Source organism: Microbacterium sp. Root180 (assembly GCF_001428485.1).
Lineage (GTDB): Bacteria > Actinomycetota > Actinomycetes > Actinomycetales > Microbacteriaceae > Microbacterium.
In genome coordinates, this window is the sequence record NZ_LMHS01000001.1 from 566,111 (window position 1) to 580,263 (window position 14,153).

General features: G+C 69.3%; 14 protein-coding genes. 9 read left to right on the forward strand and 5 right to left on the reverse strand.

Going from position 1 to position 14,153, the window contains the following annotated elements; genetic code table 11:
- The first annotated feature begins 84 nt into the window (after positions 1–84).
- Together ASD93_RS02705 and ispD are read left to right on the forward strand one after the other, a co-directional pair.
- Positions 85–567 (forward strand): CarD family transcriptional regulator, encoded by a 483-nt coding sequence (locus ASD93_RS02705; RefSeq protein ID WP_055966369.1) that lies wholly within the window; start codon positions 85–87, stop codon positions 565–567.
- 38 nt (positions 568–605) lie between these two features.
- Positions 606–1,811, forward strand: coding sequence for a 2-C-methyl-D-erythritol 4-phosphate cytidylyltransferase (gene ispD, locus ASD93_RS02710; protein WP_056118287.1), 1,206 nt, complete (start codon positions 606–608; stop codon positions 1,809–1,811).
- Here the strand turns inward: ispD and ASD93_RS02715 are convergent, their stop codons facing one another.
- Both ASD93_RS02715 and ASD93_RS02720 read right to left on the reverse strand, forming a co-directional pair.
- On the reverse strand, positions 1,812–2,324 hold the full coding sequence (locus tag ASD93_RS02715; protein WP_056118289.1) for a GNAT family N-acetyltransferase: 513 nt from the start codon (positions 2,322–2,324) through the stop codon (positions 1,812–1,814).
- A gap of 56 nt (positions 2,325–2,380) precedes the next feature.
- Positions 2,381–3,316, reverse strand: coding sequence for a DMT family transporter (locus ASD93_RS02720; protein WP_056118294.1), 936 nt, complete (start codon positions 3,314–3,316; stop codon positions 2,381–2,383).
- Positions 3,317–3,378: 62 nt separating this feature from the next.
- On the opposite strand from ASD93_RS02720, the gene cysS reads away from it, so the two are divergent.
- The 3 genes from cysS (at position 3,379) to ASD93_RS02735 (ending at position 6,571) form a co-directional block, all read left to right on the forward strand.
- A complete protein-coding gene (gene cysS / locus ASD93_RS02725) occupies positions 3,379–4,866 on the forward strand; it encodes a cysteine--tRNA ligase (protein ID WP_056118296.1) in 1,488 nt (495 codons plus the stop codon).
- Positions 4,859–5,845: a 23S rRNA (guanosine(2251)-2'-O)-methyltransferase RlmB gene (gene rlmB, locus ASD93_RS02730; RefSeq protein ID WP_056118297.1), complete on the forward strand. Its 987-nt coding sequence runs from the start codon at positions 4,859–4,861 to the stop codon at positions 5,843–5,845. The genes cysS and rlmB overlap by 8 nt, the downstream gene beginning before the upstream one ends.
- Positions 5,846–5,929: 84 nt before the next feature.
- A complete protein-coding gene (locus ASD93_RS02735; RefSeq protein WP_056118299.1) occupies positions 5,930–6,571 on the forward strand; it encodes an NAD(P)-dependent oxidoreductase in 642 nt (213 codons plus the stop codon).
- Here the strand turns inward: ASD93_RS02735 and ASD93_RS02740 are convergent, their stop codons facing one another.
- Complete coding sequence (locus ASD93_RS02740) at positions 6,572–7,576, reverse strand: ketopantoate reductase family protein (protein ID WP_056118301.1); 1,005 nt, start codon at positions 7,574–7,576, stop codon at positions 6,572–6,574.
- 140 nt (positions 7,577–7,716) lie between these two features.
- Here ASD93_RS02740 and ASD93_RS02745 point away from each other — a divergent pair, with 140 nt between their 5' ends.
- The 3 genes from ASD93_RS02745 to ASD93_RS02755 are packed head-to-tail and all read left to right on the forward strand — an operon-like array spanning position 7,717 to position 10,590.
- On the forward strand, positions 7,717–9,183 hold the full coding sequence (locus ASD93_RS02745) for an amidohydrolase family protein (protein ID WP_056118304.1): 1,467 nt from the start codon (positions 7,717–7,719) through the stop codon (positions 9,181–9,183).
- Between the two features lie 31 nt (positions 9,184–9,214).
- Positions 9,215–9,526 (forward strand): Dabb family protein, encoded by a 312-nt coding sequence (locus tag ASD93_RS02750; RefSeq protein WP_056118306.1) that lies wholly within the window; start codon positions 9,215–9,217, stop codon positions 9,524–9,526.
- The gene (locus tag ASD93_RS02755; protein ID WP_056118307.1) at positions 9,523–10,590 is read left to right on the forward strand and encodes a zinc-dependent alcohol dehydrogenase; all 1,068 of its coding nucleotides are present in this window, start codon (positions 9,523–9,525) and stop codon (positions 10,588–10,590) included. Before ASD93_RS02750 ends, ASD93_RS02755 begins: the two co-directional genes overlap by 4 nt.
- On the opposite strand, the gene ASD93_RS02760 is transcribed toward ASD93_RS02755, so the two are convergent.
- Both ASD93_RS02760 and ASD93_RS02765 read right to left on the reverse strand, forming a co-directional pair.
- Positions 10,591–11,304: a cupin domain-containing protein gene (locus ASD93_RS02760; protein ID WP_056118308.1), complete on the reverse strand. Its 714-nt coding sequence runs from the start codon at positions 11,302–11,304 to the stop codon at positions 10,591–10,593.
- Positions 11,305–11,442: 138 nt separating this feature from the next.
- Complete coding sequence (locus tag ASD93_RS02765; protein ID WP_056118311.1) at positions 11,443–12,483, reverse strand: ketopantoate reductase family protein; 1,041 nt, start codon at positions 12,481–12,483, stop codon at positions 11,443–11,445.
- Positions 12,484–12,613: 130 nt separating this feature from the next.
- Here ASD93_RS02765 and ASD93_RS02770 point away from each other — a divergent pair, with 130 nt between their 5' ends.
- A complete protein-coding gene (locus ASD93_RS02770) occupies positions 12,614–14,047 on the forward strand; it encodes an amidohydrolase family protein (RefSeq protein WP_056118314.1) in 1,434 nt (477 codons plus the stop codon).
- Positions 14,048–14,153 lie beyond the last annotated feature (106 nt).

Consider the following 14,153-nt stretch of genomic DNA (forward strand, 5'->3'; position numbering starts at 1 on the left):
GAGGTGCGTCGCCGGGCCGTGGGCGGCGAACCTTAGCGTATGTCGCCTGTGGTATCCTGGAGGTTGCCGAAAGGACATAACTCCATGCTTTTTGAGGTTGGCGAGACGGTCGTTTACCCCCACCACGGCGCGGCAACGATCATCGAGGTCAAAGACCGGATCATCAAGGGCGAGACGAAGAAGTATCTCAAGCTCAACGTGACCCAGGGCGACCTCATCATCGAGGTCCCTGCAGAGAACGTCGATCTGGTCGGTGTCCGCGACGTCATCGGCAAGGAAGGCCTCGACAAGGTTTTCGAGGTGCTGCGCGCCCCCTTCACGGAAGAGCCCACGAACTGGTCGCGCCGCTACAAGGCGAACCTCGAGAAGCTCGCGTCCGGTGATGTCATCAAGGTGAGCGAGGTCGTGCGCGACCTGTGGCGCCGCGATCAGGACCGCGGTCTGTCGGCCGGTGAGAAGCGCATGCTCGCGAAGGCGAAGCAGATCCTCATCTCCGAGCTCGCACTCGCCGAGAAGACCGACGAGGAGAAGGCCGGCGTCATCCTCGATGAGGTCCTGGCCAGTTGACGGCTGAGCGGGTGCAGCGCACCCGCTAGCGTGGTCGCGTGACCATTGCTCCCGTTCCCCGCATCGGCATCATCGTGGTCGCGGCCGGGTCCGGCACGCGGCTGGGCGCCGGGGCGCCGAAGGGCTTCGTCGGCGTCGACGGTCACACGATCCTCCGCCACGCGCTGGAGCGCGTCTTCCGGGCGCCGTCGGCGCAGGTGGTCGTCGTCGCGCCGCCGGGTCGCGAGGGCGATGCCCGCAGCGAGGCTCTCGAGGCGGCGGGCGAACGCCGCGATCTGGTGACCGTCGTCGCGGGCGGCGACACCCGGCAGGCTTCCGTCGCCGCCGGGCTGAGCGTCCTGTGGGGTGACGTCGAGGTCGTGCTCGTGCACGACGCGGCCCGCGCGCTGACACCCCCTGAGGTGTTCGAGCGTGTGATCGCCGCGGTCGACAGCGGGCGGGACGGGGCTGTTCCTGTGCTCCCCGTGATCGACACGATCAAGCGGGTCGCGGGCGACGTCATCGTCGGCATGGTCGATCGTTCCGAGCTGTCGGCGGCGCAGACCCCGCAGGGCTTCCGCCGCGATGTGCTGGATGCCGCCTACCGCGGCGCGTCGCGGGAGTTCACCGATGACGCGGCGCTGGTCGCGGATGCCGGACACGTCGTCGCGGCGGTGCCGGGGCATCCGCTCGCCTTCAAGATCACCACCCCCGCAGACCTGGACCGCGCGCGCGGTCTCGTGGCTGCCACCCCCATCGCGCCCGTCTCGGCCCGCCTCGAGCACGACCTCGCCGTCCCGAGAGTCGGGGTCGGCACCGACGTGCACGCCTTCGGCGGCGACGGCGCGCTGTGGCTCGCGGGGCTGGAGTGGCCGGGCGAGCCGGCGCTGTCGGGGCACTCCGACGGCGACGCGGTCGCGCACGCCATGGTGGACGCGCTCCTGGCGGCCGCGGGGCTCGGCGACATCGGCACCCACTTCGGCACCGACCACCCCGAGTACGCCGGAGCGCATGCCGCGGTCTTCCTCGCCCGCACCCTCGGCCTGCTCGGCGACGCAGGCTGGCGCGTCGGCAACGTCTCGGTCCAGGTGCAGGCGAATCGACCGCGGTTCGCGACCCGGCGGACCGAGGCCGAGGCGGTGCTCTCCGCCGCCCTCGGCGGAGCGCCGGTGTCGGTGTCGGCCACGACGACCGACGCACTCGGGTTCACGGGCCGCGGGGAGGGCGTCGCAGCGTTCGCGATGGCCCTCGTGGTTCGGGCCTGATCAGATCGCGCGCGTCATGAAGACCGAGAACGGGTCGGGCGCGTAGCCCTCGAACGGCCCGCACTCGACGAACCCCTCGCTCGCGTACAGGCGCTGGGCGGGGACGAACTCCGCGGTCGAACCGGTTTCGAGCCACAGGCTCGTCATGCCGCGTGCGCGCGCGACGGCGACGATGTGACGCAGCAGCGCCCTGCCCACGCCCGCACCGAGGAAGCGGTCGTCCACGCGCATCGACTTCAGCTCGCCGCGTGCTCCGTCGATCGTCTTGAGCGCGCCGATTCCGGCGAGCTCCTCGACGGGCTCGCGGGGGTTCTGCGCCACATCACCGTCCTGCCGGCGTGCCGCCCACGCCGACCAGAACGAGATCGACGCGTCGGTGAGCGCGTCGAGGTCGAGCGCGTGCACGCTCTCCGGCGGCGACGTGGCGTGCATGCCGGCGAGATGCTGCGCGATGAGGCGGCGGGTCGCATCGCCGCTGAGGTCGTCGGGACGGATGTGGATCGTGGTCTGCATGTCGTCAGCAGTGTGCCACGGACGCGTTGCGTGCGCGTTTCGTCACGCGCCCGCGGTCACGCCTCGACGGCGTACGGCATCGGGTCGCGAGGTGCTCGCGACCCCCACGCGAGCAGTGCGAGTCCGGCGCCGAGCACCACGAGTCCGACGATCGCCAGCGCCGAGAGCCGCTCACCCAGCACCACGATGCCGAGGATGCTCGCCGTCAGCGGCTCGCCGAGGGTCAGCGTGGCCGCCGTCGCCGCCGTGAGCCCGCTCAGGCCCCAGGTGAACAGCACGTAGGCGACCGAGATCGTGGCGAGCCCGAGCCACAGCGCCATCGAGACGCCGCTCGGCGTGCCGAGCCAGGACAGATCGACGAAGGGCACGGCGAATGCGCAGATCAGCGCCGACGAGGCCCCCATCGCACCGACTACGGTGAACGGGTCCCACCCCTCGTCGAGCAGCCGGCGCTGCGCGTTGGCGATCACGGCGAACGAGGCGCCCGCACCGACGGAGCCGAGCAGACCCAGGGGGTCGGTGCCGCCGGTGCTGCCGGCTTCGCCGCCGAAGCCGAGCAGCACGACGCCGATCGTCGCGAGAGCGGTCGCGCCCATCCACGTCACGCTCGGCATCCGCCGCGTGAGGCCCCATTCGAGCAGGCCGGCGAGGATCGGGGCGGAGCCGAGGGCGACCACTGTGCCCACGGCGACGCCGTTGAGCGACGTGCCCAGGAAGAACAGCGGCTGGTAGATCGAGATGCACGCGCCGGTGAGCACCATGAGCGCGAGCGGTCGGATGCCGAGGCGCGGCGGGGGAGCGGCATCCGCGGGACGCCGCCGCGCATGGCGCGCCGCGAGCAGGAAGGCGATCACCGCGAGGCCCGTGCCGCCGATGACCATGCGCACGACGCCGATCGAGAGGGGCGTCGTGCCCTCCGGGCCGAGCGCCTGCGACGTGCCGGTGGTGCCGAAGAGCACGGCGGCGGCGAGGACGGCGAGAACGTGCAGCACCCTCCAGTTCTACCGCGTCGGCGCACCCGGTTCGCACAGGTGCCCGCCGGTAGGCTGGTCCGGTGACGGTACAGCTCTATGACACCAAGGCGCAGGCTCTGCGCGACTTCGTGCCGCTCGACCCGGAGAACGTCACGATCTATGTCTGCGGCCCGACGGTGCAGTCGGGTCCGCACATCGGCCACCTCCGCGGTGCCCTGAGCTTCGACATCCTCCGGCGCTGGCTCGCGTACCGCTTCGCGCGCGTCACGTTCGTGCGCAATGTGACCGACATCGACGACAAGGTGCTCGCGAACGCCGCCGACGGCGAGCCCTGGTGGGCGCTGGCGTACCGCATGGAGCTCGCATTCACGCAGGCCTACGGCGCGATCGGCATCCTTCCTCCCACCTACGAGCCGCGGGCGACCGCATCGATCCCGCAGATGCAGGAGCTCATCGAGCGCCTGATCGAAAGCGGGCACGCATACGCCGCGCCTGAGGGGTCGGATGCCGCGGGCGACGTCTACTTCGACGTGAGGTCGTGGCCCGCCTACGGCTCGCTGACCAATCAGTCGCTCGACGCGATGGAGCCGGCGGCCGACGCCGACCCGCGCGGCAAGCGCGACCCGCGGGACTTCGCGCTGTGGAAGGGCGCCAAGCCCGGCGAGCCGGCGTCGGCGACCTGGGACTCGCCGTGGGGTGCGGGCCGCCCCGGGTGGCACATCGAGTGCTCGGCGATGTCGCGCCGCTACCTCGGTCCCGAGTTCGACATCCACGGCGGCGGCCTGGACCTGCGCTTCCCGCACCACGAGAACGAGTTGGCGCAGTCCACGGCGGCCGGTGACGCGTTCGCCCGGTACTGGGTGCACAACGGCCTCGTGACGGTCGACGGCCAGAAGATGTCCAAGTCGCTGTTCAACTTCCTGCTCGCCTCCGACGCCCTCGACGAGTTCGATCCGCTCGTGCTGCGCTACGCGCTCGCCGCCGCGCACTACCGGTCCAGCCTCGACGTCTCGCAGCGCGGATTCGAGGAGGCCCAGGCGGCGGTGGGCCGCATCCGCACCTTCCTCGAGCGACTGGAGCGCGTACCGAGCCCGTTCGGGTGGACCGCCGAACGCCCGGAGGGACTCGACCCGGACGACGAGCAGCCGGCCGCGGAGCCGGAAACAGGCGGCCCGTGGTCCGAGGAGGTCCCCGCCGCGTTCGCCGCCGCGATGGACGACGACCTCGGCGTCCCGCAGGCGCTCGCCGTCGTGCACGACGCGGTCCGGGCCGGCAACTCGGCCCTCGACGCGGGCGACGACGCCGAGGCGTGGGAATGGGGGCGGCAGGTGCGGAAGATGACCGGCATCCTCGGGCTGAACCCGCTGGACGCGCAGTGGACGCGCGCCGGTGCGTCGGTCGAGGCATCCGCACTCGACGCCCTCGTGCAGACGATGATCACCCAGCGCGCCGACGCGCGGGCTGCGAAGGACTGGGCGGCAGCAGACCGCATCCGCGACGCGATCGCCGCGGCAGGAATCACGCTGGAAGACAGCGCAGACGGAACACATTGGAGTATTCATGACTAAGCCAGGACGCCCCGGCGCCGCCAAGGGCAAGAAGGGCCCCACCAAGGGCACGGGCGGCAAGAACAAGCGCTCCCTCGAGGGACGCGGGCCGACCCCCAAGGCGGAGGACCGCGCATGGCACCCCGCCGGCAAGCGCAAGGCGGCCGCTGAGCGCTATGCCGCAGCGGGCGGCAAGGGCAAGCCCGGCTCGTCGGGCGGGGGCCGCGCGCCGCGCGCGAAGAAGGACGAGGACACCGAGACGGTCACGGGCCGCAACTCGGTGCTCGAGGCGCTGCGCGCGAAGATCCCCGCGACGGCGTTCTACATCGCGCAGCGCGTCGAGATGGACGACCGCGTCAAGGAGATGCTGTCGATCGCCACGCACCGCGACATCCCGGTGCTCGAGGTCACCCGTCCCGAGCTCGACCGCATGGCGGGCTTCGACGGCGTGCACCAGGGCGTCGCGCTGAAGGTCCCGCCCTACGAGTACGCCCACCCGCAGGATCTGCTCGAGAACATCATCGAGACCGGCGCGACCCCGCTGCTCGTCGCGCTGGACGGCATCACCGACCCGCGCAACCTCGGTGCGATCATCCGCTCCACCGCGGCATTCGGCGGTCAGGGCGTCATCCTTCCGCAACGACGGTCCGCGAGCGTGAACTCCGCCGCCTGGAAGACGAGCGCCGGGGCGGCCGCGCGCATCCCCGTCGCCATCGCACCGAATCTCACCACGACGCTCAAGGAGTTCAAGAAGCAGGGGGTGTTCGTCCTCGGCCTGGCCGGCGGCGGCGACGTCTCGCTGCCCTCGCTCGCCCTGGCCGACCGGCCCGTCGTCATCGTGGTCGGCTCCGAGGGCAAGGGCCTCTCGCGCCTGGTCACCGAGACGTGCGACCAGGTCGTGTCCATCCCGATCTCCGGCGCGACCGAGTCGCTCAACGCCGGGATCGCGGCATCCGTCGCCCTGTACCAGGTGGCGACGATGCGCAGCGCCAAGGACTGACCGGATGCCGCCGCCCGGCGTATTCATGGGAATGAAGCGCCGGGCTCTCGTCTTGCATCCAGGACAACCGTCGAAAGGGAGAGCATGGCTCGCATCGCCGTCATCGGAGGGACCGGCTACGCCGGCAGTCACATCGTCGCCGAGGCGGTGAGCCGCGGCCACACGGTGGTCTCCGTCGCCCGCTCGGTTCCGGCCGAACGCGTGGAGGGCGCCACGTATGTCGAGGGAACGCTCCTCGACGTGCCCAGCCTGGTGGCCGAGCTCGAGGGTGTGGACGTGGTCGTCTCGACGGTTCCGGCCCGCGGCGACATGGTGGGACAGGTCCGCTCGAACGTCGCCGAGCTGCTCGCCGAGCTGCCCGCTCATGTGCGTGTCGGCGTGATCGGCGGCGCCGGGGGAAGCCTCATTGCTCCCGGCGGCGAGCGACTGGTCGATCAGCCCTCGTTCACCGAGGAGTACAAGCCCGAGGCGCTCGAGGCCATCGGGATCCTGGAGGACCTGCAGCGGGGCCCTGCCTCGCGCGACTGGTTCTACGTGCACCCGGCAGGCGGCTTCGGGTTCTGGAACCCGGGCGAGCGCACCGGCACCTACCGCGACGGCGGGGACGTGCTCGTGACCGACGGGGACGGCGAGTCCTACATCTCCGGCGCCGACCTCGGTGTCGCCGTGGTGGACGAGATCGAGGATCCCCGGCACTCGCGCGAGCGCTTCACCGTCGGCTACTGATCACCCGACGAGCGGGGCCGCGTTGGCGGGCTCGGGTGCGATCTCGCCTCGCTCGATGCGGCGAGCGAGGTCGACGAGGGCGTCGCTGACCGGGGTCGGCACACCGAGCCGGGCGCCTTCCGAGGCCACGAGGCCGTTGAGGTCGCCCGCTTCGCTGCGCCGCCCCTTCCGCCAGTCCTGCAGGACGGTGGTGGTCGCAGCGGGGACGACGAATCGCTCGTACAGCGTGTCGAGCATCGTGGAGACGATGGCGCTCTCGTCGGCGAGGTCGTCCTCGGTGAGTCCGAAGATCGGCAGCGGTGTGTGCCCGCGTGCGCGGCCGACATCCAGCGCCTCCTGACCCGCACGCACCATCACGTCGCGCATCCCCGGCACTGCGATGGCGTCCGCCATGGGGAGTCCGAGCGCTGCGGTGGTCACGAGCACCGAGCAGTTGCTGACGAGCTTCATCCACTTCGCCGACGCGATGTCGTCGAATCGGGCGACGGTGCCGGAGGCGGCCAGCAGCCCGGCGACGTGGTCGGCTCGCGGCGACGCAGCCACGGCGAACCAGGATCGCTCGGGCGGTGTGTGGCGATGGACGACGCCGGGCTCTTCCATCGTCGAGGACACCTCGATGACCGTGCCGACGGTGCGGTCCGCGCCGACCGCTGCCGCCACGGCATCCGTCGTCATCCCGTTCTGCACTGCGGCGACGAGTCCCCGCGACCCGACCGCCGGCGCGATGAGCTCCGCGGCCCAGCGAGTGTCGTAAGCCTTCATGACGATGAGCACGACATCGAACGGATGCCGCAGCTCGGCCACCTCGCACAGATGGATCGCCTTCGGCCGGAGCGAGAGCTCGCGATCGGGCATCAGGATCGTGAGTCCGTCGCTGCGCATCGCCTCGACGTGCGCCGGCCACTGCTCGACGAGCGTCACATCATGGCCGGCCTCGATCAGATCCGCTCCGATGGACGCGCCGTTCGCACCGGAGCCCACGACGGCGATCGACAGATCTGACATGCACGCTCCCTGGAGTATTGGTTTACACTTTCGCGCATCTGGACCAATTCATTCGCGATTGGTTCACAAAGTACTTGCTCTTGCGGAGATTCCGAGTGAGAGTGTAAACCAAAACTGAACATTCTCAACGAGGAGAGCACATGAGCGAACAAGCCCCCCACCCCGACCAGTTCGACGGCGACCGGCCCTTCGTCTTTCGCGATGCCACCGTGATCACGATGGACAGCGCGGGAGTGATCGAGAACGCCGATGTCCTCGTGGTCGGCAAGGATATCGCCGCGGTCGGCCCCGGGCTGGACGTGCCGGAAGGAACGTTGGAGGTGGACGCGTCGGGCGGAATCATCACGCCCGGTTTCGTCGACACGCATCGCCATATGTGGCAGACCGGCCTGCGCGGCTACGGCGGCGACTGGGCTCTCAGTCAGTACTTCGTGTTCTACTACCTGAACTGGGGCGAGGTCTTCCGGCCCGAGGACATCTACGCGGGCAACCTCCTGAGCGCCCTCGAATCCGTCGACACCGGTGTCACCACGACGCTCGATTGGTCGCATGGCCTGCGCAACCCCGAATACGGTGAAGCGGCGCTTCAGGCGTTCCGCGAGATCCCCGGCCGGTTCGTCCTCGCCTACGGGAACTACCTCGGCGCGCCGTGGGAGTGGTCGAACAGTCCGGAGTTCAGAGACTTCGTGACGAAGAACTTCAACGCTCCCGACGACATGCTCGGGCTGCAGCTCGCCTTCGATGTGCCCGGCGCATCCGACTTCCCCGAGCGCGGCGCCTTCGAGGCCGCGCGTGAGCTCGGCCTCCGGGTGACGACCCATGCCGGAGTCTGGGGCGCGACGACCGACACGGCGATCACGCAGATGTACGAGGCCGGCTTCATGGACGACAAGGTCACCTACGTCCACTCGGCGTCACTCAACGAGCAGAGCTACCAGAAGATCGCCGCAACGGGCGGGACGGTGTCTGTCGCGACGGAGTCCGAGCAGAGCGCCGGCCAGGGGTACCCCTCGACTTGGGCGATCCGCAAGCACGGCATCCCGGCTTCCCTGTCCATGGACACGAGCGTCTGGTGGAGCGCGGACTTCTTCTCGGCGATGCGCGCCACCCTCAGTGCGGACCGGTCACGCGATCACCTCGAGGCGCACGCGCTGGGCGAGACGATCGTCACGAACCGCCTGCGGGCGGAGGACGCGCTGCACATGGCGACGATGGGAGGCGCGAAGTCCCTCGGCATGGAGGACACCATCGGATCCATCACCCCGGGCAAGCGAGCCGACCTGGTCCTGATCAAGAACGACGAGTCGCCCGCGATGACCCCGATCCTGCATCCCTATGCGCACGTGGTCTATCAGGCGGGCACCGCGGACATCCACACGGTGGTCGTCAACGGACGAGTCGTGAAGTACGCGGGCGAACGGATCGGACTGCCGCTGGCGCCGATTCGTGACAAAGTCGCGGCCTCGGTGGAGTACGTGCGGTCGAAGCTCGGCGAGGAGGCGTGGCAAGAGGGGATGCACCCCGAGATCCCGGCCGACGAGGAGATCGAGAACCCGTATCGCTACACCGACGGCGACGCGCACGTCGTCGCAAAGGGAACCGAATGACGTCGCGGAGTCCGCGACCGAGAGGGCTTCGATGATCCTGCATGTGGCGCTGTTCCAGTGGAAGCCATCCGTCACCGAGCAGGATGTCGAGGCGCTCGTCGAGGCGCTCGAGAGCATGGCCGCCGGCATCCCCCAGATCCGCGGCTATCGGTGCGGCGCGAACCTGCGCCTGCGTCCCAGCCCCGCCGACTTCGCCGTCGTCGCCGCAGTCGACGATGAAGCCGGGCTCTCGGCGTACCTCGACGATCCGGCGCATGCTCGCGTCTACGCGGAGCACCTGACGGCGATGGTGGCCGAGCGACAGGCGTCGCAGCTCACCGTCCCCGAAGGGATCGCCCTGTGACGACGACAAGGGCCGCTGTCCTCTACGGTCCCGGAGACCTGCGCATCGAGGACCGCGAGGTCTCTCCCGTCGGCCCCGGCGATGCACTCGTGCGCGTCGCCGTGTGCGGAGTCTGCGGGTCGGACGCCACGGAGTTCTCCCGAGGTCCTGTTCTCACGGTGCTTCCCGTCACGCTCGGCCACGAGTTCGCCGGCACGGTCGAGGCAGTGGGCGAAGGGGTCGACCTGGCGGTCGGCGCCACCGTCGTCTGCGGCGCCGGAATCTCGTGTGGAGAGTGCAAGCCGTGCCGAGAGGGCAGGACGAACCTGTGCCGGTCTTACCGGACGGCGGGACTCCAGGTGGACGGTGGCCTCGCGGGTCACGTGACGGTCCCCGCTCGGACGCTCATCGACGTCTCGGCGTACGACCTGCCGACCGACACCCTGGGTCTCGCCCAGCCCATGTCGATCGCCGTGCACGCGGTCGCCCGCAGTGGTCTGCGTGCGGGACAGGAGGCCGTCATCGTCGGCGTCGGCGGGATCGGCGCATTCCTCGTGCACGCGGCGGTCGCGACGGGTGCGCGCATCCTCGCTGTGGATCGGAGCGCCGAACGGCTCGAGCTCGCCCGCACGCTCGGCGCGGTCGAGGGGCTCATGGCGGGCGACGGAACCCTCCGCGAGCACCTTGACGACCTCGGCTGGGAGGCCGATGTGCTGTTCGAGGTGAGCGGATCGGCCGGCGGGCTCGCCGAGGTGCTGGATGCCGCGCTGCCCGGCGCGACGATCGTGCCGATCGGCATCCAGCGGACCGATGTCGCCGTGCCGCTCGGGAGCTGGACCCTCAGGGAGTACACGATCGTGGGCACAGTCGCGCACGCCATCGCCGCAGACCTGCCGCGTGCCGTCGAACTCCTCGCAGCGAGGGACGACTGGAGCGATATCGCGTCGGAGGTGCTTCCGCTCTCGGGTGTCGCCGAGAATGCCCTCGGCCCGATGCTCGATGGCGCGAGCCGACAGGTCAAGACGCTGATCGATCCCTGGATCAGCGAGCCTCGTCCCGCTGTGCACAGCGGGCCCGGCGACTGATCAGCGGTCGAGGTCGTCCATCGCGCGCAGGACATCGACCGCTGAGCCGATCGACGTCGGGGGAGCCTGGCCCACGCCCGACGCTGCGGGCATCGACTGGTTCTGCTCGCGTCGGCCGACGACGAACCAGATTCCGCGCGCGATCCGATCGCTGCGGTTGAGGTAGAGGTGCGGCCGTACGGAGTCGAAGTGCAGGCTGTCGCCCGGCCGGATCGTGAAGGTGTCGAAGTCGATCTGCACGGTGAGTTCGCCTTCGAGAAGATAGGCGTACTCGACGCCGGCGTGGCGCATGAGCTTGCCCTCGACGGAGCTGGTGGCGCCGGGCTCGTACGTCACGAGCAGCGCGTCGGCCGGGCCTTCGCCGGCGGCGAGGCGCTCCCACCGCACGCCGTTCTCCATTTCGAGCACCGCATTGTCTTCGGCGCGCTGCACCGAGGCTCTGCCGGGAATCGATGACGCTGCGATCGGCGCCGGCGAATCCGCGGCCGGCGCACTCGGGGCCGTCGGCACGGAGACGCCGAGCAGTTCGTCGATCGAGATCCCGAGGTGCGTGACGATCGCGTAGAGGGTCGACACGGACGGCTGCGTCTTGCCGGTCTCGACCTGGGAGATGAGGCTCGCCGAGACACCGAGCGAGCCGGCGAGGCTGCGCAGGCTCATGCCCTTCTGCATCCTTGCGACGCGCAGCCGCGTGCCGATGTCTTCAGCGACCACGGTGCCTCCTCTGGCGGGGAAGTCGGCAGACCTCATGTACTCGATCCGCCTCCATGGAGGATTACGCTACCGTTCTCATCGCCCGGCACGTGTACGCCTCGCCTGCACAGTATTCCTGCGGGACCATGCGTCGATCGTCTAGACGGCGACGCTGACATCGAGCAGCAGATCCCGGTTGGCCACGCTGCGCTGCAGCCGACCCGCCTCGATCTCCTTCGCCAGACGCACCGTGTGCGCGTTGAAGGGGGCAGCGGCCCCGGCGCGTGCGAGGACGTCGACGACGAGGCCGTTCACCTCGGCGTACTCGGAGTGGCGTCCCTTGATCCAGTCCTGGAGCACCGTTGTCTTCGTATCGGGGAGCGAGTAGCTCTCCAGTACCTTGCCGAGCAGGTCGGCGGCATATCGGTCAGGCTCCGTGACCGCTGCATCCTCGAGCCCGAAGATGGGAACGAGCGAGCATCCGTCGGCCAGCGCTGCGCGCGCCGCCTCCTTGCCGCACTCGATCATGAAGTCGTGGACGCCCGGGATCTGCACGGCATCGGCCAGGGCCACGTCGAGAATCGCGGAAGGGACGAGTTCCCCCGCGTTGGCGACGAGCTTCATCCACTTCGATGATCGGATGTCGTCGGAGACGGCGACGGTTCCCGCGTGCGACAGCACCCGCTGCACCTCGGCCTCGCGGCCGCGTGCCGCGTCGTCGTAGGAGCCGACCGCGAACCATGCGCCGCTCACGGGAGTCTGCCGGTTCACGATGCCCGGCTCGTACATGTTCGACGCCATCTCGATCACGGCGCCCATCGTGCGGTGCGCACCGACGGCAGCGGCGATGTCGTCGTGCGACATCCCGTTCTGCAGTCCGACGACGAGGGCGTCGTCGGCGAGATGGGGTCTGATCAGCTCGCACGCCCACCGCGTGTCGTAGGCCTTCACGGCCACGAACACCATGTCGAACGGTTCTCGGAGGGTCGCCACCTCGCAGAGGTGGATCGCGTTGACGGGCGTGACGACCGTCTCGTCCGGGAGGCGGACCTCGATTCCACTCGCCTTCATGGCCTCGACGTGAGAGGGCCATTGCTCGATGAAGGTCACATCGAGGCCCGCTCGGACGAAGTCGGCACCGATCCCCGATCCCTGTGCTCCAGATCCGAGCACGGCGATCTTCGGCTGTGTGTCCACCATCGGTCCTCCTTGACGCGGGGCTTGCGTCGTGTGCGTTTGCACTGTACACAAGTGTCTCGACTGTACAGTTCTGTTCAGTCCACAGCAACAGTCCGGCTTCCGGGAGCCGGATTCCCCGCAAAGGAGCGCGATGCGAACCCTCATCCGCGGCGTCGCCGCCGCAACCGTCGATGACCTCCTGGGAGATCTCGAGCGCACCGACATCCTCATCGTCGACCACCTCATCGCGCGGATCGCGCCCGATATCGAGGCCGAGGCCGACGAGGTGATCGACGGCAGCGGGATGATCGCGATTCCGGGCATGGTGGACACGCACCGCCACACCTGGCAGACGGCCCTGCGTGGCATCCTCGCCGACGGCAACATCCCGGACTATCTTCGCGGGATCCGTCTTCAGATGGCTCCGAGGTACCGTGCGGAGGACATGTACGCCGGCAACTACGTCGGTGCTCTTGATGCCATCAACAGCGGAGTCACCACCCTGGTCGACTACTGCCACAACATCCTCGACCCCGATTGCGCACATGCCGCCGTCGGAGGACTGCGGGATGCCGGCATCCGGGCCCTCTACGCGCATGGCCTCACCCCCATCCTGACCAACACGTGGGGCGAGTCGCGAGGAGGGTCGCGCAGCGGCGGCGATCCCGCCGACCTCGACACGCGTGCGAAGCTCGCCCGCGAGATCAGGGACGCGTACTTCTCGAGCGACGACCAGCTTCTGCGGTTCGGCATCGCGCCGCAGGAGCTCGCGATCGCCCCGGTCGACGAGGTGGCACGCGAGTTCCGACTCGCGCGGGAGCTCGATGCCCGCATCACCATCCACGCCAACCAGGTCATGGTGCGCCAGCTCTTCAAGGATGTCGAGGTCCTCCATCGCAGCGGACTGCTCGCCGATGACCTCCTGCTCGTCCACTGCACGTTCAACACGCCACAGGAGTGGGAGCTGCTCGACGGCTCGGGCGTCACGGTGTCGGTCTGCGCCGAGACCGAGATGCAGATGGGGATGGGCTATCCCGCCATCCACGAGACGACGCGTCACACCGGGGGACCGAGCCTCGGGATCGACTGCGTGAGCGGCAACAGCGGCGACATGATCTCGCACAGCAGACTCGTGCTCCAGGCATCCCGCTACCGCGCCGACGAACCCGGCTATCAGGAATGGCGCGCGCCGCAGGAGATGGCATGGACCACGCGCGATGCTCTCAGGTGGGCGACCATCAACGGCGCCCGGGCGGCCGGCGTGGATCACCTCGTCGGGTCCCTCACCCCCGGCAAGCACGCCGACATCGTGCTCGTCGACATGCGGGGGATCAGCCAGGCGGGATGGAACCGGCAGGACCCGACAGGGGCGGTCATCTCGCAGGCGAATGCGGGATGCGTCGACACCGTCCTGATCGACGGGCGGGTGGTGAAGCGCCACGGAATCCTCACCGACGTCGACTCGTCGGCCGCGGTACGCCTTCTCGACGACTCGCATGACCGCCTCTACGAGGAGATGCATCGCCACGGGGGGTTCATTCCGCAGCCGCCGATCGACATCCCGCTCTACCGAGAGCGCGCGTGACGACCGTTGCTAAAGCGTTACTGGACACAAATGGCAATTTGGTAACTAATACTTGACGGCGTGCAGTCACGCTTTCTAGGATCGGCAGCACAACGGATGGCCCGCG